Source organism: Variovorax sp. M-6, assembly GCF_052114385.1.
GTDB lineage: Bacteria > Pseudomonadota > Gammaproteobacteria > Burkholderiales > Burkholderiaceae_C > Variovorax.
In genome coordinates this window covers 35,325-61,410 of record NZ_JBFREQ010000031.1, presented here as the reverse complement: position 1 = coordinate 61,410, position 26,086 = coordinate 35,325, and the positions used below count along the sequence as shown (strand labels likewise).

General features: G+C 68.8%; 25 protein-coding genes. 5 read left to right on the top strand and 20 right to left on the bottom strand.

The window, feature by feature from the left end:
- Window positions 1-11 precede the first annotated feature (11 nt).
- From AB4Z46_RS27695 to AB4Z46_RS27660, 8 genes are all read right to left on the bottom strand, one after another.
- Window positions 12-998: a tripartite tricarboxylate transporter substrate-binding protein gene (locus tag AB4Z46_RS27695; protein ID WP_442286768.1), complete on the bottom strand. Its 987-nt coding sequence runs from the start codon at window positions 996-998 to the stop codon at window positions 12-14.
- 83 nt (window positions 999-1,081) lie between these two features.
- Window positions 1,082-1,867 (bottom strand): hydroxypyruvate isomerase family protein, encoded by a 786-nt coding sequence (locus tag AB4Z46_RS27690; protein WP_442286767.1) that lies wholly within the window; start codon window positions 1,865-1,867, stop codon window positions 1,082-1,084.
- A 16-nt stretch (window positions 1,868-1,883) separates the two neighbouring features.
- Complete coding sequence (locus AB4Z46_RS27685) at window positions 1,884-2,780, bottom strand: NAD(P)-dependent oxidoreductase (protein ID WP_442286766.1); 897 nt, start codon at window positions 2,778-2,780, stop codon at window positions 1,884-1,886.
- Between the two features lie 90 nt (window positions 2,781-2,870).
- Window positions 2,871-4,583, bottom strand: coding sequence for a dihydroxy-acid dehydratase (gene ilvD, locus AB4Z46_RS27680; RefSeq protein ID WP_442286765.1), 1,713 nt, complete (start codon window positions 4,581-4,583; stop codon window positions 2,871-2,873).
- 80 nt (window positions 4,584-4,663) lie between these two features.
- A complete protein-coding gene (locus tag AB4Z46_RS27675) occupies window positions 4,664-5,392 on the bottom strand; it encodes a GntR family transcriptional regulator (protein ID WP_442286764.1) in 729 nt (242 codons plus the stop codon).
- Between the two features lie 251 nt (window positions 5,393-5,643).
- Window positions 5,644-7,887, bottom strand: coding sequence for a YccS family putative transporter (yccS, locus tag AB4Z46_RS27670; protein WP_442286763.1), 2,244 nt, complete (start codon window positions 7,885-7,887; stop codon window positions 5,644-5,646).
- Window positions 7,888-7,950: 63 nt separating this feature from the next.
- Window positions 7,951-9,504 carry a nitronate monooxygenase gene (locus tag AB4Z46_RS27665; RefSeq protein WP_442286762.1) on the bottom strand — a complete coding sequence of 518 codons (1,554 nt, stop codon included), beginning with the start codon at window positions 9,502-9,504 and terminating at the stop codon, window positions 7,951-7,953.
- 26 nt (window positions 9,505-9,530) lie between these two features.
- A complete protein-coding gene (locus AB4Z46_RS27660; protein ID WP_442286761.1) occupies window positions 9,531-10,232 on the bottom strand; it encodes a CBS domain-containing protein in 702 nt (233 codons plus the stop codon).
- Between the two features lie 164 nt (window positions 10,233-10,396).
- Between AB4Z46_RS27660 and AB4Z46_RS27655 the strand changes: the two genes are divergently transcribed.
- From AB4Z46_RS27655 to AB4Z46_RS27635, 5 genes are all read left to right on the top strand, one after another.
- Window positions 10,397-11,299, top strand: coding sequence for a LysR family transcriptional regulator (locus AB4Z46_RS27655; RefSeq protein ID WP_442286760.1), 903 nt, complete (start codon window positions 10,397-10,399; stop codon window positions 11,297-11,299).
- Between the two features lie 102 nt (window positions 11,300-11,401).
- Window positions 11,402-12,115 (top strand): RNA polymerase sigma factor, encoded by a 714-nt coding sequence (locus AB4Z46_RS27650; RefSeq protein ID WP_442286759.1) that lies wholly within the window; start codon window positions 11,402-11,404, stop codon window positions 12,113-12,115.
- Window positions 12,116-12,135: 20 nt separating this feature from the next.
- Window positions 12,136-12,705 (top strand): ferritin-like domain-containing protein, encoded by a 570-nt coding sequence (locus tag AB4Z46_RS27645; RefSeq protein ID WP_442286758.1) that lies wholly within the window; start codon window positions 12,136-12,138, stop codon window positions 12,703-12,705.
- Between the two features lie 29 nt (window positions 12,706-12,734).
- Entirely contained in the window at window positions 12,735-13,121 is a 387-nt protein-coding gene (locus tag AB4Z46_RS27640) for a c-type cytochrome (RefSeq protein WP_442286757.1), read from the top strand.
- A 16-nt stretch (window positions 13,122-13,137) separates the two neighbouring features.
- Entirely contained in the window at window positions 13,138-14,406 is a 1,269-nt protein-coding gene (locus AB4Z46_RS27635; protein ID WP_442286756.1) for a c-type cytochrome, read from the top strand.
- A 180-nt stretch (window positions 14,407-14,586) separates the two neighbouring features.
- On the opposite strand, the gene AB4Z46_RS27630 is transcribed toward AB4Z46_RS27635, so the two are convergent.
- The 12 genes from AB4Z46_RS27630 to AB4Z46_RS27575 all read right to left on the bottom strand — a co-directional run bounded on the left by AB4Z46_RS27630 (window position 14,587) and on the right by AB4Z46_RS27575 (window position 26,039).
- Window positions 14,587-15,303 carry an MgtC/SapB family protein gene (locus tag AB4Z46_RS27630; RefSeq protein WP_442286755.1) on the bottom strand — a complete coding sequence of 239 codons (717 nt, stop codon included), beginning with the start codon at window positions 15,301-15,303 and terminating at the stop codon, window positions 14,587-14,589.
- Between the two features lie 73 nt (window positions 15,304-15,376).
- Window positions 15,377-18,142, bottom strand: a complete 2,766-nt coding sequence (mgtA, locus tag AB4Z46_RS27625; protein ID WP_442286754.1) for a magnesium-translocating P-type ATPase — start codon at window positions 18,140-18,142, stop codon at window positions 15,377-15,379.
- A gap of 103 nt (window positions 18,143-18,245) precedes the next feature.
- On the bottom strand, window positions 18,246-18,914 hold the full coding sequence (locus AB4Z46_RS27620) for a hypothetical protein (RefSeq protein WP_442286753.1): 669 nt from the start codon (window positions 18,912-18,914) through the stop codon (window positions 18,246-18,248).
- Window positions 18,911-19,201 carry a hypothetical protein gene (locus AB4Z46_RS27615; RefSeq protein ID WP_442286752.1) on the bottom strand — a complete coding sequence of 97 codons (291 nt, stop codon included), beginning with the start codon at window positions 19,199-19,201 and terminating at the stop codon, window positions 18,911-18,913. Before AB4Z46_RS27615 ends, AB4Z46_RS27620 begins: the two co-directional genes overlap by 4 nt.
- Before the next feature lie 178 nt (window positions 19,202-19,379).
- Window positions 19,380-19,583: a hypothetical protein gene (locus AB4Z46_RS27610; protein ID WP_442286751.1), complete on the bottom strand. Its 204-nt coding sequence runs from the start codon at window positions 19,581-19,583 to the stop codon at window positions 19,380-19,382.
- 398 nt (window positions 19,584-19,981) lie between these two features.
- Window positions 19,982-20,983, bottom strand: a complete 1,002-nt coding sequence (locus tag AB4Z46_RS27605; protein WP_442286750.1) for an ABC transporter substrate-binding protein — start codon at window positions 20,981-20,983, stop codon at window positions 19,982-19,984.
- Window positions 20,984-21,105: 122 nt separating this feature from the next.
- Window positions 21,106-21,957, bottom strand: a complete 852-nt coding sequence (locus AB4Z46_RS27600; RefSeq protein ID WP_442286749.1) for a fumarylacetoacetate hydrolase family protein — start codon at window positions 21,955-21,957, stop codon at window positions 21,106-21,108.
- Window positions 21,958-22,010: 53 nt separating this feature from the next.
- Window positions 22,011-22,835 carry an ABC transporter permease gene (locus AB4Z46_RS27595; RefSeq protein ID WP_442286748.1) on the bottom strand — a complete coding sequence of 275 codons (825 nt, stop codon included), beginning with the start codon at window positions 22,833-22,835 and terminating at the stop codon, window positions 22,011-22,013.
- A complete protein-coding gene (locus AB4Z46_RS27590) occupies window positions 22,832-23,620 on the bottom strand; it encodes an ABC transporter ATP-binding protein (RefSeq protein WP_442286747.1) in 789 nt (262 codons plus the stop codon). Before AB4Z46_RS27590 ends, AB4Z46_RS27595 begins: the two co-directional genes overlap by 4 nt.
- 13 nt (window positions 23,621-23,633) lie before the next feature.
- Window positions 23,634-24,428: an ABC transporter permease gene (locus tag AB4Z46_RS27585; RefSeq protein ID WP_442286746.1), complete on the bottom strand. Its 795-nt coding sequence runs from the start codon at window positions 24,426-24,428 to the stop codon at window positions 23,634-23,636.
- Window positions 24,418-25,428 (bottom strand): ABC transporter substrate-binding protein, encoded by a 1,011-nt coding sequence (locus tag AB4Z46_RS27580; protein WP_442286745.1) that lies wholly within the window; start codon window positions 25,426-25,428, stop codon window positions 24,418-24,420. The genes AB4Z46_RS27585 and AB4Z46_RS27580 overlap by 11 nt, the downstream gene beginning before the upstream one ends.
- 71 nt (window positions 25,429-25,499) lie before the next feature.
- A complete protein-coding gene (locus AB4Z46_RS27575) occupies window positions 25,500-26,039 on the bottom strand; it encodes a VOC family protein (protein WP_442286744.1) in 540 nt (179 codons plus the stop codon).
- Window positions 26,040-26,086 lie beyond the last annotated feature (47 nt).

Here is a 26,086-nt window from a genome sequence, read left to right as displayed (position 1 = left end):
CTTCGTTGTCCTTACTGGGGCTGGAAGCCGGCGTTCTTGACCATCGTGGTCCAGGCCTTGTTGGTTTCCTTGACCCGCGTCGCGAGCTGGGCCGGCGTGCTCGACGTGGCCGTGACGCCCATGTTGGCGAGCGTCTCGATGAACTCCGGCGAGCGCACCAGCTTGGCCAGCGCCGTGCTGTACGACTGCATCAGCGCAGCCGGCGTGTTGGCCGGCGCGAACAGACCGGTGAAGATGACCTCCTCGTAGCCCTTGATGCCCAGCTCGGCGTAGGTGGGCACATCCGGCAGGACCGGCAGGCGCGTGGTCCCGTTGACCGCCACGATGCGGGTCTTGCCGGCCTTCGCGGGCGGCAGCATGGCCCCCACCGAGCCGATGCCCGCGGGGATCTGGCCGGCGATCAGGTCCTGCAGCATCGGGGCATCGCCGCGGTAGGGCACCGACTTCAGGTCGGAGCCCAGCACGCGGGAGACGATGTCGACGGCGAACACCGGCGCGCTCGCGGGCGCCGGCACGCCGACGTTGCCCCGGCCCGGATTGGCCTTGGCCCAGCTGGCGAACTCGCGCAGCCCGGCGTCGTTGTTGCCGATGGTCGACGGGTTGATGACGAAGACGTCCGGATGGATCGCCACCAGGCCCACCGGCGCGAAGTCCTTCAAGGCATCGAAACCCGGATTGATCGTGGTCAGCGGGATCATCGACACCGTGTGGCTGTTCGAGAGGAACAGCGTGAGCCCGTCCGGCCGGGCGGCCTTGAGCGCCTGCGCCGCGATCTGGCCGCCGGCGCCCGAGCGGTTGTCGACCACGAAGGGGCGCTTGAGTTCCTGCTGCAGGCCGAGCGCCAGGTGGCGCGCAATCACGTCCGTGCCGCTGCCGGCGGCGGAACCGACCATGATCTTCACCGCGGCGTCCTCGGCGAAAGCACAGGCGGCCGAGGCGGCGAGGGCCGAGGCCATGGCCAGGCGGGTGAGTGTCTTGAAGGCGCGAGGAATCGTCATGAAGCGAAACTTTCGTAGGGTTGATGAAGAGAGGGGGACAGCGGAAACGGAAAACGGAAAGAGGCCGGCGGGCACCGTGCGCCTCATGCGATGACGCCTTCGGCGCGCAGCGGCGCGCACCATCGCAGGCCTTCGAGGGGCTCGCCGCGCGGCTGGTATTCGCAACCCAGCCAGCCGTCGTAGCCCAGCGCTGCGAGCAACGAAAGCGCGGCGGCCTGGTCGTTCTGCCCGAGGTCCGGCTCGTGCCGGCCCGGCGTGCCGGCAATCTGCACGTGGCCGATCCAGGGCGCGGCCTCGCGCACGGCCGCGCTGAGGTCCAGGCCCTCCCGGGCGCAGTGATAGAAGTCGAACTGCAGGCGCAGGTGCGGCGAGTCGAAGTGCCGCACGATGTCGATCGCCTGGCTCGGCAAGTGGTAGAAGTACCCCGCCATGTCGATGCGATTGAGCGCCTCGAGCGTCAGTACCCGCCCCTGCTGCTCGGCCTGCGGCAGCGCATGTGCGAGGTTCTCCAGCAACGTCTTCCGGCAGGCCTTGGAGTCCAGGCCCACGGTGTTGCCGGCCATCACATGGATGTGCGTGCATCCGGTGGCCTGGGCCACCTCCAGGGCGCGCGCGAAGCCGCGGCGAAAGCCGGCCTGCTGGCCCGCCACGGCGGCGAGTCCGCGGTGGCCCGGCGCGGGCCCGATGGGCGTGTTGAACAGCACCAGTTGCAGGCCGTTCTCGCGCAGCATGCGGCCATACCACTCGGCGGGCTGCTCGTAGGGCAGCAGGATCTCCACGCCCGTGAAACCGTCGCGGGCCGCCGCGGCGAAACGCTCGGGTTCGGGCAGGTGGCCGTAGAGCCAGCTCAGGTTGGCAGCCAGTCGCATCGGGGCTCCGTGGCGGTCACTGGCCCACGGTCCGCGCGAACGCGGCGCGGCGCTCGGGCAGCATGATGCTGACGACGGCCGACAGCTCGGCCGCGCCGAGGCCGAGCGCCGAGGCCGCGCGCAGCACCTGCTGCACCGAACTGGTCACCGGCATCGGCGCGTCGCTCTTCTGTGCCAGCGCGGCGACGGTGTCGACGTCCTTCAGCATGGTCGAGAGCGCGCCGATCGATTCGCTCTGGACCTCGATCATGCGGGGCACGAACACCTGCAGCGGCTTCGAGTCGGCCCATCCGCCCGCCAGGGCCTCGGCCAGCTTGCCGACCTCGATGCCGTTGCGCTGCGCGAGGCCGATGGCCTCGGCGATTGCCACCACGGTGGTCGCGACGATGGCCTGGTTGCACAGCTTGGTGGCTTGCCCGGCACCGCTGGGGCCCATGTGGGTGACGCGCCCGGCATAGGCGCGCATGGCTTGCGCCGCCAGCGCCACGCTGTCCGCCGGGCCACCGGCCATGATCGCCAGCGTCCCGGCCTCCACGCCCGCGATGCCGCCCGACACCGGGGCGTCGATCCAGACCGCGCCGCAGGCCGCCTCGAGGCGCCGGGCGTAGCCGCGGGTCGCCTCGGGCGGAATGCTCGAGTGGTCGGCGAGCCATTTCAGGCCGGTGCCGTGGACCACACCCTCGGCGCCGAACACCACCGACTCGACGGCCTCGGCGTCGTACAGGCACAGCAGCACGGCATCGACGTCGCTGGCGGCCAGCGCGGGCGTGGCGACCGCCTCGGCGCCGAGGGCCGCCAGCGGCGCGATCTTCTGGGGCGAGCGGTTCCACACCTTCACGGCATGGCCTGCCGCCAGCAACTTGCGAACCATCGGGGCGCCCATGAGCCCCAGACCACAGAAACCGATCTTCATGTCAAACGACTTTCTTTTCTTGCGCAAATGGAGGAAGGCGGCCCGCCGCCTGCAGAGGCGGCGGCCACCGGGCCGCGGCTTCGCCGCCGCTCAGGCCTTTTCGGGTTCTTCGTAGGCCCAGATCACCCGGCCCGCGTGCGTGACCGCCCCTTCATGGGTCGGCCCGACCAGGCGCGCGTATTTTTCGAGCGCGCCGGCCAGGCGCTCGGACGCCTGCGGCTTCCAGGCCGCCTGGCGAGCCGCCAGCTCCTGGGCGTCGACGTCCAGCTCGATGGTCCCGGCCGTGGCGTCGATGCGAATGCGGTCGCCCTCGCGCACCAGCGCGATCGGGCCACCCGCGGCGGCCTCCGGACTGGCGTAGCCGATGCACATCCCGCGCGTCGCGCCGGAGAAGCGGCCGTCGGTCAGCAGCGCGACCTTCTCGCCCATGCCCTGGCCATAGATCGCCGCCGTGACGCTGAGCATCTCGCGCATGCCTGGCCCGCCCTTCGGTCCTTCGTTGCGGATCAGCAGCACGTCGCCTTCCTGGTAGGCGCGCTCGGTCACGACCCGCATGCAGGCCTCTTCGTTCTCGAAGACCCGGGCCCGGCCTTCGAAGGTCAGCGACTTGAGGCCGGCGATCTTGAGCAGCGCACCATTCGGGCAGAGGTTGCCCTTGAGCACGACCAAGCCGCCGGTCGGGTGCAGCGGGGCGTCGCTGTGGCGCACGATCTTGCCGTCGGCTCCCGGAAAGGCGGCCAGTTCCTCGGCCAGCGTGCGGCCGGTGATCGTCAGCGTGTCGCCGTGCAGGTGGCCGCTGCGCAGCAGCGCATTCAGCACGGCGGGCACGCCGCCGATGACGTCGAGATCGCGCGCCAGATAGCGCCCACCCGGCTGCAGGTCGGCGATGAGGGGCGTGCGATTGAAGACCTCGGCCACGTCGTCCAGCGTGAAGCGGATGCCGGCCTCGTGCGCGATGGCGGGAATGTGCAGCGCGGCGTTGGTCGATCCGCCCGTGGCGGCGACGGCGGCGCAGGCGTTCTCGATGCTCTTGCGGGTCACCAGATCGCGCGGCAGCGGGCCGCCGCTGCGCAGCATCTCCATCACGCGCCGTCCGGCCCGGCGCGCCAGCGCGTAGCGCTCGCTGTAGACCGCGGGCATGGTGGCCGAGCCCAGCATGGAGAGGCCCAGCGTCTCGCCCACCATCCCCATGGTGTTGGCGGTGAACTGGCCCGGGCAGGCGCCGACCGTCATGGCGCAGCTGCGCTCGACCTGGTCGAGCTGCGCGCGCGTGATCTCGCCGGTCTGGTAGCGCCCCACCCCCTCGATGGCGGTCAGCACGGTGTTCTCGCCGCCCTCGGCCGTGCGCCCCGGCAGCATCGAGCCGCCGTAGACGAACACCGACGGCACGTTCAACCGCACCATCGCCATCATGGTGCCGGGCAGGGTCTTGTCGCAGCCCGCGAAGCCGACCAGCGCGTCATAGGCATGGCCGCGCACGGCGACCTCGATGCTGTCGGCGATCAGCTCGCGCGACAGCAGGCTCATGCGCATGCCGTCGTGGTTCATCGAGGTGCCGTCGGACACCGAGATGGTGGAGAAGGAGACCGGAAAACCGCCCCCCTCGGCCACGCCCAGGCGGGCGCTGTCGGCCTGCGGGCCCAGCGACTTGGAGCAGGGCGTGTTGTCGCCCGCGGTGCTGACGATGCCGACGAGCGACTTGTCCATGTCCTCGTCGCCCATGCCGGTGGCGCGCAGGAAGGCGCGGTGGGCGGCCCGGCTGGGGCCCTGGGTAACCATTTTCGATCGGTGCTTGTGCAACATGTTTCGTGGGTGCTGGAGTCAAGGGTCGGCGGGGGCGACGTGTGCGCAGACCGCCGGTTCGGTGGGGTGAGAGATCGTGTTCAGCCGGGCTGCGGCTGGGCAGGGAGATCGATGCCGAGCGATTCCAGGCTCAGGCGGTCGAAGATCCACGAGACGTCGAGTTCGATGCATTTGCGCGCCCGGGCGTAGTCGCCCTGGCGGATCGCCTCGATGGTGGATTCGTGCAGCTGGTCGGCCGGCTCCTGGTCGGTGTGCAGGAACTCGCGCGTCGCCCGCAGGTAGGCGCCCGACTGCAGCCAGAGGCTTTCGATCACGGCCATCATCACGGGCGACTCCGCCGCCTGGTAGATCGTGAAGTGGAAGACGCGGTTCTGCTCCAGGCTGGTCGCGATGCCGTCGCGGCCGCGGCGAGCGCGCGTGATGTCCTCGGCCAGCCGCGCGAGCGTGTCCAGCGTGGCCGGCGACAGGCGCGCGGCGGCCCACTCCGTGATGGTGCCCTCGACCAGGATGCGCGAGCGGCGGATGTCGTCCAGCCGCGCCTTGGTGATCAACGGCACCCGCGTGGTGCCGTTGGGCATGGGCTCCAGCCCTTGCTGGGCGACCAGCCGGCGCAGCGCCTCGCGCACCGGCATCGTGCTGGTGCCCAGCGCATCGGCCAGGTACTGGATGCCCAGCAGCTGGCCGGCGCGGTACTCGCCGTGCATCAGCTTGTTGCGCAAGGCCTGGTAGACGGACTCGTTCACCGACGAGCGGACGATCGGTTCCAGGGCCGCGAGGGGGTCGAACGGGGGCGAAGTCGGATCCTTCATGGGTACCTGAGTGGCGAAAAATTCTTGATGTTTGATGTTTGATCAAACATCAAGGCGAATCAAGGGAGTCGAATGACTTTCTTATGAGTGTTTGCCCGAACCTGGACGGGAAATGCATCCAAAAAGCGCCAAAACAATGCAGTTTGTTCCGTATGGGGAACAAACTGCGTGTTCACGCACGCCGTCGGCAAGGTCAAGCAATTGCCGGGCCATGCACCTGAACGGCCGGCGGGCCGTTCGCCGGCGCCCGCCTACCCGCCTTCTGCCGCGCCAGCCTCCAGCTGCCGCCATCGGACGGCGTAGCCGCGCAGGGCCTCGATCTGCAGCCCGATCAGCCGCAGTTCGGTGCGCAGCAGTTGCACCGCGGGGTCGGTCTCGTCGTCCGAGCCGATCAGGCCTGCCAGCACCTGGGGATCGGCCGGCGTCGTCGCCGCCATCGGCTCGACGGCATCCGCGGACGCCCGCTCGATGTTCGCCGCCAGGGCCTCCAGCGCCTCGCCCGCGATGGCTGCCGCGGCGCCCAGCGCCTCGGCATGCGCCGGCCTCTGCAACGCCACGCGATGCGCGCCGAGCGCCGACAGGTAGCTCAACAGGGTGTGCGATTGAATCAGGAAGCGCAGCGCCACGCCGGCGCGCGGCCGCACGACGGCGGGCTCGCGGAACATCTCGGACACCGCGACCGCCAGCGCCGCGTCGGCGTTGTGGGCGTTGCGCCTGGCCAGCCGATAGGGCAGGTCGTCGCGGGCGCCGGCGCGGTACTGCGCGGCGATCTCGCGCAGATAGAGGGCCTGGTTGCGCATCGCCGCGGCCGCCAGTTCGTTGAAGCGCCGCGCCTGCCAGTGGGGCAGCACCAGCACCATGGCGAGCCCCGCGATCGCGCTGCCGATGGCGGTATCGACCAGCCGCGGCACGATCAGCACGCCGCTGTCGCCCACCTGGTTGAAGCACATCAGCACCAGCACCGTCATGCACGCCGTCGCCAGCAGGTAGCGCGTGGCGCGCGTCGCGAAGAACAGCACGCCGGCCGCCACGGCCAGCAGCGCCTGGAGCAGCTGCTGGGGAAACAGCTCCAGCAGCGCCCAGCCGATCACCACGCCGAGCGCCGTGCCCGCCATGCGCTGGCCCATGCGCGACACGGTGTCGCCCCAGGTCTGCTGGCAGACGAACAGCGTCGTCAGCAGGATCCAGTAGCCCTGTGCCGGGTGGATCAGCCGCATGACGCCATAGCCGGCCACCAGCGCGACCGCCAGCCGCAGCGCATGGCGAAACAGCGGCGAGCGCGGCGCGAGCTGGCGCCGAACGCGATCCGCCGCGTCGCGCCAGGAGCGCGGCGAGCGGTCGAGCAGGCCCATGTCCGTGCGCCCGGCCCGCGCCGAGGGCTGGCTGGCGCCGGCCAGTTGCCCGTCGAGCTGCTCCAGGTTGCGCGCAAGCGCCTCGACGGAGGCGAGCAGCGCCAGTCGCCCGGGCTCCTGCGCGCGCCTGCGCTCGTGCGCGATCGCGCTGCGCAGTTCCGCCAGCGCCTGCACCGTCGCGGTGTCGGCGGCGAAAGGCTCGCGCCGCTCGATCGACAGCGCGAGTCGCCGGCAAGCCTCGCCTTGCAGGTGCAGCACGCGCTGGCAGCGGTAGAGCAGGTCGCTGTGGAAGAAGGCGTCCGCCAGCGCGTTGTAGTCGTCGTGGGACGAACTCGCGCGTTCATGCACATCCTGCGCGATCAGGTAGAGCCCGCGATAGCGCGCGATGCGCCCCGTGGGCGCGCGCGCCCCGATGCGCCGGAAGATGCTTTCCTTGGCCGCATTGAGTTCGAGCACCACCTCCGCGTTGAGCTGCGAGAGCGACAGCCTCTTGCGTTCGATGTCGATGCCGCGCAAGGGCTCGAACAGGGAGGCCTTGAAACGCACGTAGTCGCCGAGCACCGCGTACAGCCTGGCCAGCCGCGCCTGCACCGGCTGGGCCGGGAAGGCCACGCACCAGCCCACCGAGAACACCCCATACCACGCGGCGCCCGCCAGCAGGAGCCACAGCTCGCGGTAGTGCTCGCCAGTGTCCGCCAGCGGGTGGTTGTCGATGCCCAGGGTGGTGTACATCGCGAGGATCAGCGTGGCGTAGCCGATTGCCTTGTAGCGCGCGTCGACCGCCCCGAGCATCGTGAGCCAGAACGCGGCGAGCGCGAGGCTCGTGATGAAGAGGGAGGGGCGATCGATCAGGCCCGCCACGGCGAAAGCCGCCCCCGCGAAGCAGGCCAGCGTGACGACCTGGGCGCGATAGCGTCCGCGCCCGCTGTCGTCGGTCTCGGCCAGCGCGCTGGCGATGGCGCCCAGGAACAGCGGGGTCACGGCCTCCATCCGCCCGCCCGCGCCGCACGCCGCCATCAGGCTTCCGAGGGTGAGCAGCACCCGCAGCGCCTGGGCCTGGCCCGCGCCCCATCTACCGAGTTGTTGGGGGAAAGTCTCGATCACGAAAGGCAGCATGCCATCGTTTTGCACGATGCGTGCCATGCCGCGATTGCCGCCGCAATGGGCGCACCGACAGGCTTCGGCGCGCCGGACTCGTCGACGCGATCAAGGAAGGCGTGGCGGCGATGACCGCCCGGCGCGAGCCGGTGTTCCAGGGGAGATAGCCTCCAGGGCGCGGCGATCCAGGAAGCCGCCCACCTGCACGATGTTGTCCGCATGCCGCGCGCACATCTCGGCGAGCTGGTCGCGCAGCGCGCCGTCGCGCAAACGCGGCAGCAGCGCCGTCAGCTTGTCGACGACCCAGGCCTGGCCGCGATTCAGGAACGCCAACCGCTTGCCCGGGTCTTCGATCGCCATCGCCTTGTCGTAGAAGGCACCGGTGCGGGTGCTCGGCGCGGCGTCGATCGACTGGATCGCCCGGATGAGCATGCCGCACCACTTGACCTCGTCGCGTCGGATCTGCTCGCCGAGCTGCCCGAGCGCGCCATCTCCGCCTTCCTTGATGAACTGCATCGCGACACGGGCGCCGGCGCGCTCCGCTTCGAGCAGCTCGTTCAGCGAGGCGAGCAGTTCCTCGCGGCCGATGGGCGAGACGTAGGCCGCATCCAGCTCTTCGGCATAGCAAACCGGCGACGACACGTCGACCCTCTCGTGCAGCGGTCCGGGCCGCGCGGCCAGGGCCGTGGCGGCATCCAGGGCGATGGCCCGCAGCCGTTGTGCCGCGCCCTCCACCGTGCCGATGCGCGCCGCGCCCTCCCCCGCATACAAGGCCATCGCCTCGAGATCACCGGTGGTCGAGCGCAGCGGGGAGTCGGTGCTGAACAGGACGATCGGCCGACCCGCGTCCTCGCCGATGACCGTTCTCGGGGACGTGAAGGGATCGCCCCGCTCGCCGCGCGTCACCTCGTTCGCCAGCACGCGCACGCGCGCACCCGGCGGCCAGTTGATGTGGAACGCCTGCGTCAACCGCGTGTCGCCCTCCCTGGCGGCGACGATGCGTTGCTTGTGGTGCGCGTGCGCGAAGGACTCGTGCGTCGCCAGCAGGGCGGTGCCCAGCACGGCACCCTGGGCGCCCAGGGACAGCAGGTTCGCCACGTCCGCCCCGTCGGCGATCCCGCCCGCGGCGAGCACCGGCACGGCGACCTTGGCGAGCACCTCGGGCAGCAGCTCCAGGAGCGGCCGTTCGCCGCGCACGTGCCCGCCCGCCTCGCGGCCCTGGACGATCAGGATCGCGGCGCCGGCCCGCTCGGCCGCGCGCGCCTCCTCGACCGCGCCGACCTGGCAGACCACCAGGATGCCGGCCGCCCGCAGCCGATCGACGACCGCGGGCCACAGGTCCCAGAAGAGGCCCACCACGGGGACCTGAAGATCGATGCAGGCGGCGATCTGTCCGGCCAGCAGCCGCGCCTCGGTCGCCGCCGGAATGACATTGACGCCGAAGCTGCGGCCGGTGCGCTCGCGCACCCTGGCGACCTCGGCCCGGATGAAGTCCGGGTGTTCGCGCACCATGCCGAGAAAGCCGAACCCTCCGGCCTCGCAGACCGCGGCGACCAGTTCGGAACGCGCCACGCCGCCCATGCCCGCAAGGACCAGGGGCAAGCGGCTGCCCAGCAATTCGCAAACCGGCCTGTACAGCGTGTCTGGGATGTGCGGATCCATGGCCTGTTCCCTGGAGCGGTGCGCCGTCAGAACATCGGCTGCCAGTCGCCGTACTGCATGCGCCGGTCCTCGACGCCGTGGACGCCCGGAATGTTCTCGGCGGCGATCCGCGCCGCATCCCGGTCCGCCGGGCGCTGGACCACGCCGACGTAGCTGACGATCCCCTCGTGCACGAAGACGTTCGACCAGGTGCCGGACCACCAGGTCTGCCGGCTCAGTTCGTCCAGCAGGCGGTTGCGGATTTCCTCGTCGCCTTGCTTCGGGTCGGCGGCGCGGGCGGTGGCCGTGCTGTTCGCCAGCGCGCGCACGAGATCGGCACGCGTCACGAGGCCCACCAACTGGCCGTCGCGCAGCACCGGTATGCGGCGGATATGGCGCGCCTCGAAGCGCACGGCGATCCGCCCGAGCGGTTCGTCCGCCGACACCGTGACGACATCCCGATTCATCACGTCCCTGGCACGCCCGCCGTGCGACCGGACGTAGGCGCCCGGGGCCGGACTCGACTGGGTCAGGCGCTGCCACCAGGTTCGGTAGTCGGCCCACTGGTCGGTGCCGATCTCGTGGCGATGCAGCAGATCGCCATCGCCGACCGTGCCCACCACCTGGCCGCCCTCGACCACCAGCACGCCGCTGATCCGGTGCGCCAGCAAGGTCTCGACGATCTCGTGCAGGCTGGTGTCGGGATCCACCGAAATGACCGGTGCGGTCATGACATCGCTGGCTTTCATGGTGCGCTCCTTTCGGGTTGGGCGCGGAGGGCGCCCTTCGATGCACCGGCCTCGCGCTCCACGCGGGGACCATGGCCATCATGATCTCCCTGGTTTTCCTCAAAGTAAAATGACTTTTATTGCCGTTTCATTGCAATAATTTCTCATCCAAACAAGGATGCCGGATGGATCTCACGCTCGCCCAGACCTTCCTCGAGATCGTGCAGACACGCAGCTTCCTGCGCGCCGCGGAGCAGTTGCATGTCACGCCGACCTCGGTCAGCGCGCGCGTGCGCACGCTCGAGGAGCTGCTGGGCCGCGCCCTGTTCGTCCGGAACAAGTCCGGCGCCACGCTGACCCCCGCGGGCGAGCAGTTCCTGCCGCACGCGACCAGCCTGGTCCAGGTCTGGGAGCGCGCGCGTCACCAGGTGGCGGTGCCCGCCGGTCGGCGCGCCGCGCTCAGCATCGGCTGCGAGGTCAGCCTCTGGGATCCGCTGCTGCTGCAGTGGATGCTGTGGATGCGCTCCGCCGCGCCGCATCTCGCGATCCGCACCGAGGTCGGCTTTCCGGGCCATCTTCTCGACAAGACGGCCGACGGCGTGCTGGACATCGCGATCGTCTATGCGCCGCAGCATCGCCCCGGGCTGCGCGTCGAACTCCTGATCGAGGAGAAGCTCGTGATGGTCACCACCGCCAAGCGCGCACGCCCTCCCCGCGCCGCGGACTACGTGTATGTCGACTGGGGCCCGGAATTCGCCGCGCAGCACGGGCTTGCCTTTCCCGAACTCTCCAATGCCGCGGTGAAGGCCGGCCTCGGCCCGCTGGGACGCGAGTACCTTCTTGCCGCCGGCGGCACCGGCTATTTCCGGCTCGACGTCGTCCGGGCCCATCTCGAATCGGGGCGCCTGCGCCGCGTGCCCGACATGCCGGAGTTTCTGTATCCCGCGTATGCGGTCTACGCGGCGGATTGCGACCGCAAGCTCGTGGATCCGGCGCTGGCCGGCCTCAGGCAGGTGGCGAGCCCGCGCGCCGCCCAGGGCAAGTCCGCATCGCAGCAGCGTCCGGGGCGAGCGTCGAAGAAGCGCTGAGCTCGCGTCTTTCGTCCTGATCGGGACGCAGCCACGGAATCCGTGGCGCCGAAAGTTGAAACGTGCCGCGCAGTCGCCCCGTCTAACGGGTGAAAGGCCAACATGCACAACGCACACCATCCGTCACGCGCCGTGGCGCTCGAAGGAACCTCCGATGCGGAGCTCGCTCTGCGCGCCTCGCAGGGCGACTCGGCCGCCTTCGAAGCCATCATGCGGCGCCACAACCAGCTCCTGTTTCGCACCGCGCGCAGCGTCCTCCACAACGACGCCGACACCGAGGACGCCTTGCAGGATGCGTACCTCAAGGCCTGGCGCGCGCTCGCCGGCTTTCGTGCCGACGCGAAGCTCTCCACGTGGCTGGTGCGCATCGTGGTCAATGAAGCACTGACACGCCTGCGCCGGCGCAGCGCGCGGGTGATTCCCCTCGACGCTTCGGCGTCGGGCGACGAACCCACCGAGGAGCCATGGATGGAGGACGACATCGATCGGCAGCCCGACCGGCTCGCCATGCGCGAGGAAATGCGCCGGCTGATCGAGACCCGCATCGATCGCCTGCCGGATCTCTACCGCACGGTCTTCGTGCTGCGCGCCGTCGAGGAAATGAGCGTCGAGGAGGTCTCGGTCGTTCTCGACATGCCCGAAGCCACCGTGCGAACGCGCTTCTTTCGCGCACGCAGCCTGCTGCGCGAGGGCCTGTCGCGCGATGTCGACCTCGCCGTCGGCGACGCCTTTTCGTTTGCCGGCGACCGCTGCGACCGCATCGTCGGCGGCGTGCTGGCAAAGCTTGCGACCCAGCGGGAAATTCCCCGCGACTGACAACCCACGAGGAGATCACCATGTCGTTCTTTCTGATGCCGACCCCGATGGCGGCGCGCCGCCTGTTCCTGGGCCGATCCGGGCTGGTGCTGTCGGCTGCGGCCGTCGCGCTGCTGGCCGGCAAGGATGCGCTGGCCGCCAAGGCCGGCGACGCTAGTGCCGCCGATACGCGGATTCTCAACACCGCGCTGGGCGCGGAGCTCGAAGCGATCGCCGCCTACCAGCTCGGCGCCGAGAGCAAGCTGCTCGAAAAACCGGTGCTCGACCTGGCCGTGACCTTCCAGGGCCATCACAAGGAGCATGCGAGCGTGCTTGCCAAGACCATCGAGAAACTGGGCGGCAAGCCGGTGACGGCCAAGCAGGCCTATGGCTTCCCGGCCGAACAGCTGAAATCCCAGGCCGACGTGCTCAGGTTCGCGGCCAAGCTGGAACAGGGCGCCGTGAGCGCGTATCTGGGCGCGGTGCCGCTGTTCGGCGACCGCGAGCTGGCCAAGGCCGCCGCCAGCATCCTGGGCGACGAAGCGATGCACTGGGCGGTGCTGCGCCAGGCGCTCGGCGAAGCGCCGGTTCCGTCGGCCTTCATGTCGTGACCGCGCGCGGGCTCATCGGGGCTGCGCTCATGGCGGCCTCCGCGCTGGCGGTCGGTGCAGCCGGACCCGCGGCCGCCGCGCCCGACGCCGTTCACGGAGAGCAGGTCTATGCGAGATGCCAGGCCTGCCACGCGCTGGCCGTCGATCGCGTCGGCCCGCGGCACTGCGGGCTCTTCGGCCGGCTCGCGGGCAGCGTGCCCGGCTACGGGTACTCGCCGGCGATGAAGGCGTCCGGCATCACCTGGAACGACAAGACGCTCGACCGCTTCCTGGCCAAGCCCCTGAGCGTGGTGCCCGGCAGCACGATGACCTACGACGGCATCGCCGACCCGAAGGACCGCGCCGACCTGATCGCCTACCTCCAGCATGCCAACGCAGGCGCCGAGTGCGGCAAGCAGGCAGCGGCGAAACGATGAACAAAAAGGAAACGTCATGCAAGAACAGACATCGAGGCCGCAGTTCCCGGTCGACTCGCACGGCATCCTGGTCACGAGTCTCTTCAGCGCGGCGCTTTCGCTCAGCGCATGCGGCGGCGGGTCCAACGATTCGGGCGCACAGCAGTTCGCCGCGGTGGCAGCGTCCCGGCAGGCCGAGCAGACGGCGCTGATCGCCGAGGGGAAGGCCATCTTTCGCTTCGACACTTTCGGCGACGAAACCCAGTGGAGCGACACGCTGAGGATGCATGAAGTCATCGGCACCGCGGTCGACCCCGTGACCGCACTGTCGGTGGGCCTCAAGGTGGACGCCGAAGCGTTGCCGGCGGCGGTGGTGCAGGGCATCCGGGACGGCAGCGTCGACCTCAAGAGCCCGGCCACGACCATCGCCCTGCTCAAGCTCGATGCCGTGGTCGGCCTCAAGGGCAAGGTCGAGACCGTCAACGGCAAGGACGCGCTGACCCGCGTCGGCATCACCTGCGCGCTGTGCCATTCGACCGTCGACAATTCCTTCGCGCCGGGCATCGGCAAACGGCTCGACGGCTGGGCCAACCGGGATCTCAACCCGGGCGCCATCATCGCGCTGTCGCCGGCAGTGGACGCGGCGATGAAGGCCGTCTTCAATTCCTGGGGCAAGGGCAAGTTCGACCCGCGCCACAACGTCGACGGCATCAGCAACCCGGTGGTGATCCCTCCGGCGTACGGGCTGGAGGGCATTCACAGCGTGACCTTCACCGGCGACGGCAGCGAGCCCGCGTACTGGAACCGGTACGTGGCCGTGGCGGAGATGGGTGGCCAGGGATCGGTCTCGGAGCCGCGCCTCCATCTGAGCATCACCCATGGCACCGAGGATCTGGTCACGAGCAAGCTGCCGGCGCTGCAGGCCTACCAGCTGTCGCTGAAGGCGCCCGCCGCGCCGGCTGGCAGCTTCGATGCCGCTGCGGCCGAACGGGGCAGGCTCGTCTTCGCGGGGGCCGGCAAGTGCGTGAGCTGCCACAGCGGCGCCCTGTTCACGGACGCCAATGCGACGCTGCACCCACCCGCCGACTCGATGGCCGAGCCGGAGTCTCCGAGCTATGCCGCGCGCTCCGCGAGCAAGCAATATCGAACCACGCCGCTCAAGGGCGCCTGGCAGCACGCGCCCTACTTCCACAACGGTTCGGCTGCGACGCTCAAGGACGTCGCCAGCACCTACAACACGAAGCGCGGACTGGGCCTGAGCGCGCAGGAGATCGCGGATCTGGCCGAGTACCTGAAGTCGCTGTGAAGCACGACCTGCCCCATGCTGAGAACGACAGAAAACTCGGACCCGATCTTCAGGTCCGAAGCACCGCCCGCGCCCATGAGCGCGTCCGACCGCATCCGCTACCGCCTGATCGGTGCCGACTGCCGCTACCACGCGAACGACAACATCTCGGCCTACCTCATGCCGGGGGTCACTTCGCGGTCAGTCCTCCGACCTGGCATTCCAGAATGCCTGCCGGATGCCGGGCTGGGCCTCGAGGTCGCTCACGACCTTGTCGAGTTCCTCGGGCTCGACCGCGGTGGCGTACAAGGTGGCTTCGATTTCGGCGTCGTCCTGCCCGAATGCATGCTGGGCGACGTCTCGAACAGGGTAGTTGGCCGCCTCCAGCAGGTCGACCAGTTTTTCCCGTGCCTCGGGTTGCGCGCTGCGCGAACAGGTCGCGTAGACCACATAGGTCGCTTCGCTGAACTCCTCATGGACGGGGCGCCGGTTGATGCGGTTGACCACCGGACGCAGCAGCGTGTTGCTGGCCAGGACGAACAGCGCAGCAACGAGCGCTTCGCCGATCAGATCGGCGCCGGCGCAGGCGCCGACGGCGGCCGAGCCCCACAGCGTCGCCGCCGTGTTGAGCCCGGTGATGTTGGCGCCTTCCTTCATGATCGCGCCGGCCCCTAGGAAGCCGATGCCCGAGACGACGTACGCCGCCACGTGAACGGCGCCTTCATGGCCGTGGAGCCGGTTGGCCATGTCGACGAACACCGACGCGCCGACCGCCACCAGCGTGTTGGTGCGCAGGCCCGCCGTGCGCTGGCGGATCTGGCGTTCCAGGCCGATCGCTCCGCCGAGCACGAAGGCGGCGCCGATGCTCACGAGCGTGTCGAGCAGCGAGTACAGGTCGAAATTCTTCCATGCTTCCATTTCGTCTCCCGGGCGCCGCGCCGGCAATCACCATCGCGTCTCCGGAGCAGCGCAACATGACAAATCCGCCGCCTCACTGCCACCCGTAGCGCCGCGCGTACCAGCCCTTGACCATCTGGGTCAGCGCCATGTAGCCGAGCAGGATGCCCACGAGCCATGGGAAATAGCCGAGCGGCAGCGCCTGCAGCTTGAAGTAGTGCGCCAGTGGGCCCATCGGCAGCCAGATGCCCACGGCCACGATGGCCGCCCCCATGCCCAGCAGCGGCCAGGCGGCCCTGCTTTGCAGGAAGGGGATCCTGCGCGTGCGGATCAGGTGCACGATCAGCGTCTGCGACAGCAAGCCCTCGATGAACCAGCCGGATTGGAAGAGCGTCTGGTGTTCCGGCGCATTGGCCGCGAAGACGAACCACATCACCGTATAGGTCGCGATGTCGAAGATCGAGCTGATGGGCCCGAAGAACACCATGAAGCGCCCGAGGTCGTCGGGGTTCCAGCGCTGTGGGCGCGTGAGGAACTCCTCGTCCACGTTGTCGAAGGGGATCGCAATCTGCGAGATGTCGTACAGCAGGTTCTGCACCAGGAGATGCAGCGGAAGCATCGGCAGGAACGGCAAGAAAGCGCTGGCCACCAGCACGGAGAAGACGTTGCCGAAGTTCGAACTGGCGGTCATCTTGATGTACTTGAGCATGTTGGCGAAGGTGCGGCGGCCCTCCAGCACGCCTTCCTCCAGCACCATCAGGCTCTTCTCCAGCAGGATGATGTCGGCAGATTCCTTGGCCACGTCGACCGCGCTGTCCACCGAAATACCAATGTCGGCGGCGCGCAGCGCCGGCGCGTCGTTGATGCCATCGCCCATGAAGCCGACCACGTGGCCGTTGTCGTGCAGGGCGCGCACGATGCGCTCCTTGTGCGCGGGCGTCAGCTTGGCGAACACCTGGCGCCGCTCCACGATGTCTCGCAATCCGGCATCGCTCAGGTGCTCGACGTGGTTGCCGAGCACGATGGTCCCGGCGTCCAGGCCCACGTCGGCGCAGACCTTGCGAGTGACCAGTTCGTTGTCGCCCGTCAGCACCTTGACCGCAACGCCGTGCGCAGCGAGCGCCCGCAGCGCTGGCGCCGTCGATTCCTTGGGCGGGTCCAGAAAGGCAACGTAACCTGCCAGCGTCAGCCCCGTCTCGTCACCCACGCCGTAGGCTGCCTTGCGTTCGCCCGCGTGCAGTTCGCGGCTGGCCACGGCGACCACGCGCAGACCTTGCTGGTTGAGGTCGGCCGTCACGGCCTCGATCCGGGCGAGCAACTCCGCATCGAGGGGCAGCACCGCATCGCCCCGCTCAACATGTGTGCAGACGGAGAGCGTCTCTTCGAGCGCGCCCTTGCAAATCAGCAGATGCGTTTCGCCGCCATTGGCCACGACCACGGACATGCGCCGGCGCGTGAAGTCGAACGGAATCTCGTCGACTTTCCGGTACTCGGCCTTCAAGGTTGCGGTGTGCTCGACGTCGGCGTGAGCCAGCACCGCCTTGTCGAGGAGATTCTTCAGGCCGGTCTGGTGGTGGCTGTTCAGGTAGGCCAGCCTGAGAACATGGTCGGCCGCCTCGCCCCAGGCGTTGGTGTGGCGCTCCAGCACGATCCGATCCTGCGTCAAGGTGCCCGTCTTGTCTGTGCAAAGCACATCCATGGCGCCGAAGTTGTGGATCGCCTCCAGGCGCTTGACGATCACCTTGCGGCGCGACATCACGACCGCCCCTTTGGCCAGCGTCGCGGTCACGATCATCGGCAGCATCTCGGGGGTCAGGCCGACGGCGATGGACAGCGCGAACAAGGCCGCCTCCCACCAGTCACCCTTGGTGAACCCGTTGATCAGCAGCACCAGTGGCGCCATCACCAGCATGAAGCGGATCAGCACCCAGCTCACGCGATTGATGCCGGCCTGGAACGCCGTGGTGCCCTTGGCGACCGCGGTGACGCGCTGTGCCAGCGCGCCGAAGAAGGTGCGCGCCCCGGTATGCACCACCACAGCCAGGGCCGTGCCACTCACCACGTTCGTGCCCAGGAACGCGAGGTTGTCGTACTCCAGGGGCGAGGCAATGCTGCCGCCTTGCCCCAGCGCGAATTTTTCCATCGGCATCGACTCGCCGGTGAGCGCGGACTGGCTGACGAACAGGTCCTTCGCCACCAGCACGCGGCAATCGGCCGGAATCATGTCGCCCGCGGAGAGGGCGACAACGTCGCCGGGCACGAGCTCGCTCATCGGTACTTCAATGCGAAGGCTGCCGCTGCAGGAGGTATCGAAACCTCCGTCGCCGATCGGCAGGGGCTGGCCTGCCGGGTCGGGCCGAAGCACGGTCGCCGTGTTGCTGACCATGGCCCGCAGCCGGTCCGCCGCATCGTTGGAGCGCGACTCCTGCAGGAAGCGCAGCACGGTGGACAACACCACCATGCTGCCGATCACCACGGTCGCCTTCATGTCCTCGGTGAAGAAGGAAATCAGCGCGAGCACGGTCAGGAGCAGGTTGAACGGATTGCGAAAGCACTGCCAGAGATGTGTCCACCATGGCAGCGGTCTCTCGTGGTGCACGTCGTTGGCGCCCAGCCGCTTGCGCAGTGCTTCGGCCTTCTCGACCGGCAGGCCGTGCGTGGCGCTGTTCAACGTGACGAGCAGGTCGCCAGGATCGGCGTGCGCAGCGGCGCGCAACGCATGGGCGACATCCCGTGGCATGGCCGCGGATCCGGTGACGGGCGGCTTGGAGCCCAGCAGCGTCGGCCAGCGCTCGAAGTGCCGGAGCATGTGGCGATTGCGCAGAAAATTGTCGAAAAAGGAACGCAGTGCGTTTTTCATTTTTTTCTCCCTGGCCGCAGCGGCATGCTGAGGCGTGACCGTCCCCGTGGGACGATCGTGAAAGGTGGATCGATGGCGTCTTGGCTCTCGAACGGGCGGCGGGTCAGCGGTCGAATACCCAGGTCAGGCCCAGACTCCACCAAGCCGGTTCGAGAGGGCCCAGCCCGCGAGCCAGGCTGAGGTCGATGCTGAAGGCCGGGTGCGGCATCCAGCGCGTGCCGGCGCGCCAGTAGTCCGCCTCGAATTCCCTGAAGCGCTCGGCGACGAACGACCATGTGGACAGCGGTGACCACTCCAGTGACAGGCCCGAGCGCGCGGCATCGGTATCGCCGCGCAAGAAGTCGCGCCCGATGTTGGCGTTCACAGAGACGGTCTCGCCGGCCTGCCAGGTCACGGGAATGACGAACGAGCTGCCGACGAAGCCCGGTGCCCTGCTCCTCCATGTGGCGGAGAACACGACGCCGGTGCTCCAGCTCTCGTTCAGCGGGTAGGCCCACTTGATCTGTGGTCCCCCGAAGACGATCAAGCCGTCCTCGGCGGTGCGCGTGCGGTCGCCATTCAGACCCAGCTCGACCGGGCCCACGCGGCAGGCCGGCCCCAGGTGGAGCGCCGAACGGGCGCCGCCGGTTTCGCGGTCGACCCAGGTCTCGAGCTGGCACTGTCCGGGACCCAGGATGGCCGCGTCATCGACAGCGTGATGGCCACCTGCCGCATGCGCCTGCAGCACCACGCCGACCAGGCAACACGAAAGCACCATGAGCCGCTGGCTCATGCGGCGCTCCAGACCGGGGTCGTCGCCACCGGCTGCAGCGCACGAGTGGGCAGCAGCCCCTCCGCCTGCAAGCGCGTGCGGGTCTGCGTAGGCAAGTGGCGAATGACGGGTGCCCGGTGCGCAGGGGCCAGCAGCGACAGACCGTCAGCAATGGCCCGCATGGACCACGGCGCCAGGGCCTGGCTGAATGCCACGAGGCCGTGGCGTTCAAGAAGTCGATGAATTTCGTGAGCGTCGCGTGCAGCGATGGCCGCGCGCACGATGAATTGCAGGTCTTCGCGGTTCATGGGGTTCTCCTGTCGAGCATCCGCCCGGAGAAGCCCAGCCGCGACTATGCGAGCGGACGCCTCCAGTGCGGTGGGGGGCACATTGGATGGGTAGCGGAAAGAAGGTGCGCCTCGCGGCGCAAACTAGGGGCGGGGTCCATATCGGCCTCCGGTGCAAATCAGTGCGTGGAACATGGTCTCAGCGCACGGGGCGTGCAACTTGCAACTGCGACAACAGGAGAAAGCTGCGGACGCGACGGGTGGTCCACAGCACGCCGCGGTCGATCGAGCGCGAGGCGTCGAGCGCAGCGGCGTCGTTGCAGGGGCTCGGCATGCGCGCGCGCTCATGCGCCGACGCGGGCAGCGGCGTCATCGGACGGGCATTGACGGTGTGTTGGCACATGACGGGTCTCCTGGCTGGAGGAGCCTTGTTCATGGACCGCGCGCACGTCGTCCTGTCAAACAGGTCGACGGAAAATTCAGCGAGGGAAAGGAGACTGGGAAGTCGCTTGCCGCGGAGGCAAGCGATGGGCTGCGGCACATCGGCACGCAGCGCCAAAAGCGCGCGTCAGATTGCCGAGTGTGTCGTGCCCGCCAAGGCACACTTCACATCACTGATAAAACTGGCACTGTCCACGCACATGGCTCCAAAATGAAAACACGCAATTGTTGCACTGCGCAATATCTAGCGTCAAGCCAGATTGGCACCGAATGTGCCGCGGCCCCTCATGCGCTGCGTCCAAACCACCACAGCGACAAGCCGGTTGCCACGAGCACCAACAGGGCTGCAGGGTCGTTCGACTACTGGATCACTTCATTTGCGCGCAGCAACAGCGATCGCGGGACCGCGATGCCGAGCGCCTTGGCGGTCTTCAGATTGATGATCAGTTCGAATTTCGTCGGTTGCTCGACGGGGAGGTCGGCAGGCTTCGCGCCCTTGAGGATCTTGTCCACATACGTGGCGGCGCGTCCGACGAAATCGGCCATGTTCACCGCATAGGCCATCAGGCCGCCTGCCTCGACGCTTTCCCGAAAGCTCAGCATCGTCGGCAGCCGCCCCATCATCGCAAGTTCGGCGAGCCTGGCCCGATGCGCCAGAAACGTCGAGGAGCCGGTGACCAGAAGCGCGTCCGCCCGCTCTCGCGCCATCGCCGCGAAGGCGGCCTCGAACCCCTCGGAACCTCGCGCATCCACATGCTGGAGGCGGATGCCCAGGGAGCGGGCGGCAGCTCCCACGTGTTCGACTTGCAGTGCAAACGAGGGGTCTGCAGGGTTCGAGAGGACCGCCACAAGAGCGGCGCGAGGGATGGTCTCCTTCAGGATTTGCAGCTGCTTGCCGAAAATCTCGGGGCCGGCGGTGAAGGTCGTGCCAGTGATGTTTCCCCCTGGCCGACTCAGGCTGGCGACAAGCCCCGTCTCGACAGGATCGCTCGGGAAGATCATGACGATGGGGATGCTGCCCGTCGCGGTCTTGGCTGCCAGCGCGGCAGACCCCGCGGGCGCGACGATCAGGTCCACCTTGCGCCGAACCAGGTCGGCTGCAAGTTCAGGAAGCAGCTCGACGTTCCCCTCTGCCCAGCGATACTCGATGACGAGGTTCTGGCCATCGACCCAGCCGAGCTCGCGCAACTTTCGCAAGAATGCATCGACCCCGCGCTCCACGGACTCGCGGGTGGGGGTGCTCAGATAACCGATGCGGTAGACCTTCCCCGCCTGCCGCATCTCGGCGGCGAACGAAGTGGCGAACGGTGTGGCGAGGAATCCGCCCACAACGCCGCCAAAGAACGTTCGCCGATCAATCACTGGACCCCCAAGTGAAATGTCAGGGAATACTGCGGGTTGCCGCAGCATCGCGATCCAGTCTACGACGCTCAGGTCTTCCGATCAACGACTTGGCGCCTACCGCATCGACGGTCAAGCTCGCGTCAACGAATGCGAGCGCTATCGGCCGAGCGGGCGCGCACCGCGTTGCGCAGCACCCCCACGCCGCCCACCATCACCTCGACCTCGTCGCCGGCCTTCATCCACAGCGGCGGCGTGCGGCGGGCGCCCACGCCCGCGGGCGTGCCGGTCGCGATGATGTCGCCGGTGCGCAGTTGCGCGAACTGGGACAGGTAGCTCACGATCTGATCGACCGGATAGATCAGCATGCCCAGGTGCGAGCTCTGCACAACCTCTGCGTTGAGGCGCGTCTGCACGGTGATCTCCGCACCGGCCGGCATCGCGGACGCCGCCACGATCCACGGTCCGCAGGCCCCGCTGCGATGGAAGTTCTTGCCCGCGCTGACCGAGTGCTGCTGGTAGTCGCGCACGCTGGCGTCGTTGAAGCAGGTGTAGCCGGCCACGTGGCGCAGCGCGTCCTCGCGCCGGATGCCGCGCCCACCCTCGCCGATCACCACCGCCACTTCGCCCTCGAAGTCGAAATGCGTGGACACGCCGGGATGTTCCAGCGCTTCGTTCGCGCCCACCACGCTGGCCGGCGTGCGGATGAAGATCGCGGGCTGCGGCGGCAGGTCGCGCCCTGTTTCATCGACATGGGACTTGTAGTTGAGACCGACGCAATACAGCGTCGCCTCCGGCAGCAACGGCGGCAGCAGCCGCAGGCCCTCGAGCGGCACCAGGGCGCCGCGGTCCGCATCGGGCGCGGTGGCCTGCCCGCGCAGCAGCGCCTCGACCTGGGCTTCGCCGTCGCGCCCGGCGGCCAGGGGCATCACGGCATCGTCGTGCAGCACGCCCCATCGGGGGGCGGCTCGGTCGGCGTATCGGATCCAGCGCATGGAGGTTTCTTCTTTCTCGATATGAATGAACGAATGAATGACGGCGGACCGCGCTACAGCGTGGTCTCGCGCCTGGCACGCCAGGCGAGCACATGGTTCTCCCAGGCGACCAGCACGGCGTTGAGGCCCATCACCAGCAGCGTGACCAGCGCAATGCCCGTGAACACCCCCACCGTGTCGCCGGCCTGCCGCGCATGCTCGATGTAGTGGCCCAGGCCCTGGTCGGCGACCAGGAACTCGCCCACGATCGCCGCCGACAGCGCGCGCGGCAGCGAGATCTTCAGGCCCGACAGCACGAAGGGCTGCATCGAGGGCCACAGCACCCGGCGCGCCAGCTGCCAGCGGCTCGCGCCGACCACCTGTGCCATGCGGGTCAGCCGCGGATCGACGCTGCGCAGCCCGGCGAAGGTGTTGAGGAAGATCATGTAGAAGACCATGAAGGCGACCACCACCACCTTGGGCGTGAGGCCGATGCCGAACCACAGGATCAGCAGCGGCGTCAGCGCGAACTTGGGAATCCCCATCGAGGCGATGATCCAGGGCTCGACCGCCGCCGTGCCGCGCGGCGAGCGCAGCAGGACGAAAGGCAACAGCGTGCCCGCCACCCAGCCGATGCCGAAGCCCAGGAAGGTGGCGGCCAGCGTGGCGGCGGTGTGGCGCAGCAGCTCACCCGAGCGCACCAGCTCCCAGCTGCGCACGGCGACGTCGAGCGGCCCGGCCAGATAGAGCAAGCCCAGCCGGCGCGCGGCCCACTCCCAGCCCAGGAGCAGCAGCAGCGCCAGCACGATGCGCCCGCCGAGCACGACGGCATCGTCGCCGAGCCGCGCCGCCGGCACGGCCGCAGCGGGAGTGCCGAGGGTCCGGCTGACGCCGTTCATCGGATCTGGTTCCTGATGGTTTCGTAGTGGCGCACGAACGCTTCGTCGACCAGCAGTTCGTCGATCACGCGCGGCCGCGCCAGGGTGACCGCATGCTCGGCAATGACGCGCGCGGGCGCACGCTTGAGCACCAGCACGCGGTCGCCCAGCGCCACGGCCTCGGCGATCTCGTGCGTCACGAACAGGATGGTCTTGTGCTTGAGCGCCCAGAGCCGCTGCAGGTCGGCCTGCAGCGTCGCGCGCGTCTCGGCGTCCAGCGCGCCGAAAGGCTCGTCCATGAGGATGATCGGGGGGTCGTAGACCAGCGTGCGCACGATCGCGGCGCGCTTGCGCATGCCGCCCGACAGCTCGTGCGGGTAGTAGCGCTCGTAGCCCGCGAGGCCGACGGTCTGCATCAGCTGCGCGGCGTGCTCGCGCGCCTGGGCGTCGAGCCGGCCCTGGACCTCGAGCGGGAACAGCACGTTCTGCTCCAGCGTGCGCCAGGGCAGCAGGTTGTCGTCCTGCGTGATGTAGCCGATCCGGCAATCGAGCCCCGGCTTCAGCGTGTCGTGGCCGGGACCGTAGATGGTCTGGCCATGCAGGCGTATTTCTCCGCCGCTGGGCGGCTCGACCTGCGCCAGCATGCTGAGGATCGTGGACTTGCCGGCGCCCGAGGGGCCGACGATGGTCACGAACTCGCCTTCGGCCACGGTGAAGCTCAGGCCCTGGATGACCCAGGGCGCGGCCTCGCCGCCGGCGCGGGCCGCGAAACGCTTGTCGATCGAGACGACATCGAGAATGGACATGGTGTGGCTTCCGTCAAGCAGTGGGATCGTTGGCGATGCGGCCGCGCCAGCGCGAGGCCCGGTGTTCGGCCAGGCCCACGACCCAGCTCGCGGCCCCGGTGACCACGGTGATGGTGGCGACGGCCGCGAAGATGTCGGGCGCGCTGAAGTTGGTGGCGCCCAGCTGCACCAGGTAGCCCAGGCCGCGGTTGGACGAGATCAGCTCCGAGATCACAACACCGCCGATCGCATAGGGCGTGGCGATGCGAATGCCGTTGAACACGTGCGGCAGCACGCTGGGCCAGACGATCTTGCGCAGGATCTGGGCGTTCGTGGCCCCGGCCACGCGCGCCATCTGGATCATTCGCGGCTCGATCGCCTGCACGCCCGCCGTGGTGCTGAAGAACAGCAGGAAGAAGACGACGCTGGCGACCAGCACCACCTTGGCTTCGGCGCCGATGCCGAACCACAGCACGAACAGCGGCGCCAGCGCGAGCTTGGGCAGTCCGTAGCCGGCCACCATGAAGGGGTCGAGGATGCGCCGCAGCCGCGGCGAACGGCGCAGCAGCATCGGCAGCCACACGCCCGGCACGCCGCCGATCGCGAATCCCAGCGCCGCCGCGCCGAGCGTGTAGGCGCTGTGGCGCACCAGCTCGCCGCTCTGCAGCCCCGCCATGACGGTGCGCCAGGTGGTGAGCGGGGAGCTGAACCAGTAGTCGCCCGCGGCCAGGCTCGCCAGTTGCCAGGCCGCCAGCAGCAGCAGGCCCACGGCCGCGCGGTCGGCCGCGGCCCGCAAGCGGCGAGGTCCGCCCAGGGTGCTACTGCGCATAGCGGTTGTTGTAGAGCGGAGTCCAGTCCTTGACGCGATCCTTCGGGTCGAGCAGGCCCGCGGTCACGCTGAAGTTCTCGGCGTTCTTCAGGGAGGCCAGCGAGATCACGGGCGTGCGCGGCAGCATCGGACGCAGCAGCTCCCAGGCCTCGCTGACGATCTGCGGCTCCATCTGCGGCGCGGCGCGGCGCTTCGCGATCTCGAGCGCCTCGGCCGGATGGTCCTGGATGAAGGTCAGCGCGTCCTTGATGCCGGCCACGAACTTCTCGCAGATCGCGGGCGACTTCTCGCAGTAGTCGCCGCGCACCACGAAGAGGTTGTACGCGAAGGGATTGAGCTCGGGCAGGTCGCCCGCCATGTTGCTGATCCAGCGCACGGCGCCGGCCTGCTTCATGGCCTGCGTGGTCCAGGGCTGGCCGAAGGCCATGGCATCGACCCGCTTGGACTCCAGGGCCGCGAGCATGCTGGGGGGCTGCATGGGCGACACGACCAGGTCCTTTTCGGCGTTGAGGCCGCTGCGCGCCGCGATGTAGCGCAGGTAGCCGTGCGGATAGCCGTTGACCGAGTCGACCGCGAAGGACAGGCCCTTGAGCGCGCGCGCGCGGCTCTCGATGTCGGCATCGGGCTTGACGCCGAGCTTGGCGGCGACATCGCCGCGCAGCACGATCTCGAGCATGAAACGGTCGCCCGTGCTCGCGATGGCCTGCAGCTTCTGTCCCTTGGCGACCGCGCGGAACATCGGGCCGGGACCGGTGCTGCTGAAATCGGCGCTGCCTGACAGCAGTGCATTGGTGGCCCCGGGACCGGCGATGACCATGGTCTTGATGTGGAGCCCGCGGGACTTCCAGTAGCCCTTTTCCTCAGCCACGTAGGCCGGCACGAAGATCAGGCTCACGGTGGGCAGGGCCAGCGTGGCTTCCTGTGCGGCGGCATGCTGAAAAGGCGCGCCGGCGGCGAGGGCCGCGAGGGCCAGGCCGGCGATGGAGAACAGTTTTTTCATGGCAAGGGAGGGGGCTGACGATGAAGGCCGCGCCGGCATGCAAGCCTGCGCGCACGAGGAGGAATCGGGGCTCATGCGAGGCACTCCGCATCACTCTGCGCGGCCGGCTCGCCGGCCATGAGTTCGTGGTCGCGCAGCAGCTGCGCCATGTCGATCGGATAGCCGATGTGGTTCTCCTCGAATTCCTCCGTCATCTCGACGCCGAAGGCGATGGCGCGCTCCATGGTCGGGTAGTTCTCGCACCACAGCTCGATGGCGTTGCCATCCGGGTCCTTCAGATAGAGGCCCATGCCGGTGCGATGGTCGATGGCGCGCTCCAGCGGCACGCCGGCGTCGTGCAGGCGCCGCGCCCGCTGCGCCAGATCGGCGTAGTTGCGCACCTCGATCGCGAAATGGTTCATGCCGACGGGCGACGGCGCGCCGGACTGCGGCGGCACGGGGATCAGCGCGATGTCGTGGTGCTGGTAGCCGAAGCTCACGGTCGCGAAGCGGCCGTCGGCGCTCTTCATCACCTTCATGCCCATGGCGTTTGTATAGAAGTCGACGGAGCGCGCGAGGTCCGTGACGTTCAGTCCGATGTGTGTGATGCGCGCAGTGGGCCACGTTGCCATGGGTGTTCCGTTTCTGGAGGGTGGATGTTGGGCGGGATCGTCGAGAC

Excerpts from the sequence above, each read along its gene's own strand:
- AB4Z46_RS27695 (WP_442286768.1), bottom strand. The coding sequence starts at position 998 with ATGACGATTCCTCGCGCCTTCAAGACACTCACCCGCCTGGCCATGGCC.
- AB4Z46_RS27690 (WP_442286767.1), bottom strand. The coding sequence starts at position 1,867 with ATGCGACTGGCTGCCAACCTGAGCTGGCTCTACGGCCACCTGCCCGAA.
- AB4Z46_RS27685 (WP_442286766.1), bottom strand. The coding sequence starts at position 2,780 with ATGAAGATCGGTTTCTGTGGTCTGGGGCTCATGGGCGCCCCGATGGTT.
- ilvD (WP_442286765.1), bottom strand. The coding sequence starts at position 4,583 with ATGTTGCACAAGCACCGATCGAAAATGGTTACCCAGGGCCCCAGCCGG.
- AB4Z46_RS27675 (WP_442286764.1), bottom strand. The coding sequence starts at position 5,392 with ATGAAGGATCCGACTTCGCCCCCGTTCGACCCCCTCGCGGCCCTGGAA.
- yccS (WP_442286763.1), bottom strand. The coding sequence starts at position 7,887 with ATGGCACGCATCGTGCAAAACGATGGCATGCTGCCTTTCGTGATCGAG.
- AB4Z46_RS27665 (WP_442286762.1), bottom strand. The coding sequence starts at position 9,504 with ATGGATCCGCACATCCCAGACACGCTGTACAGGCCGGTTTGCGAATTG.
- AB4Z46_RS27660 (WP_442286761.1), bottom strand. The coding sequence starts at position 10,232 with ATGAAAGCCAGCGATGTCATGACCGCACCGGTCATTTCGGTGGATCCC.
- AB4Z46_RS27655 (WP_442286760.1), top strand. The coding sequence starts at position 10,397 with ATGGATCTCACGCTCGCCCAGACCTTCCTCGAGATCGTGCAGACACGC.
- AB4Z46_RS27650 (WP_442286759.1), top strand. The coding sequence starts at position 11,402 with ATGCACAACGCACACCATCCGTCACGCGCCGTGGCGCTCGAAGGAACC.
- AB4Z46_RS27645 (WP_442286758.1), top strand. The coding sequence starts at position 12,136 with ATGTCGTTCTTTCTGATGCCGACCCCGATGGCGGCGCGCCGCCTGTTC.
- AB4Z46_RS27640 (WP_442286757.1), top strand. The coding sequence starts at position 12,735 with ATGGCGGCCTCCGCGCTGGCGGTCGGTGCAGCCGGACCCGCGGCCGCC.
- AB4Z46_RS27635 (WP_442286756.1), top strand. The coding sequence starts at position 13,138 with ATGCAAGAACAGACATCGAGGCCGCAGTTCCCGGTCGACTCGCACGGC.
- AB4Z46_RS27630 (WP_442286755.1), bottom strand. The coding sequence starts at position 15,303 with ATGGAAGCATGGAAGAATTTCGACCTGTACTCGCTGCTCGACACGCTC.
- mgtA (WP_442286754.1), bottom strand. The coding sequence starts at position 18,142 with ATGAAAAACGCACTGCGTTCCTTTTTCGACAATTTTCTGCGCAATCGC.
- AB4Z46_RS27620 (WP_442286753.1), bottom strand. The coding sequence starts at position 18,914 with ATGAGCCAGCGGCTCATGGTGCTTTCGTGTTGCCTGGTCGGCGTGGTG.
- AB4Z46_RS27615 (WP_442286752.1), bottom strand. The coding sequence starts at position 19,201 with ATGAACCGCGAAGACCTGCAATTCATCGTGCGCGCGGCCATCGCTGCA.
- AB4Z46_RS27610 (WP_442286751.1), bottom strand. The coding sequence starts at position 19,583 with ATGTGCCAACACACCGTCAATGCCCGTCCGATGACGCCGCTGCCCGCG.
- AB4Z46_RS27600 (WP_442286749.1), bottom strand. The coding sequence starts at position 21,957 with ATGCGCTGGATCCGATACGCCGACCGAGCCGCCCCCCGATGGGGCGTG.
- AB4Z46_RS27595 (WP_442286748.1), bottom strand. The coding sequence starts at position 22,835 with ATGAACGGCGTCAGCCGGACCCTCGGCACTCCCGCTGCGGCCGTGCCG.
- AB4Z46_RS27590 (WP_442286747.1), bottom strand. The coding sequence starts at position 23,620 with ATGTCCATTCTCGATGTCGTCTCGATCGACAAGCGTTTCGCGGCCCGC.
- AB4Z46_RS27585 (WP_442286746.1), bottom strand. The coding sequence starts at position 24,428 with ATGCGCAGTAGCACCCTGGGCGGACCTCGCCGCTTGCGGGCCGCGGCC.
- AB4Z46_RS27580 (WP_442286745.1), bottom strand. The coding sequence starts at position 25,428 with ATGAAAAAACTGTTCTCCATCGCCGGCCTGGCCCTCGCGGCCCTCGCC.
- AB4Z46_RS27575 (WP_442286744.1), bottom strand. The coding sequence starts at position 26,039 with ATGGCAACGTGGCCCACTGCGCGCATCACACACATCGGACTGAACGTC.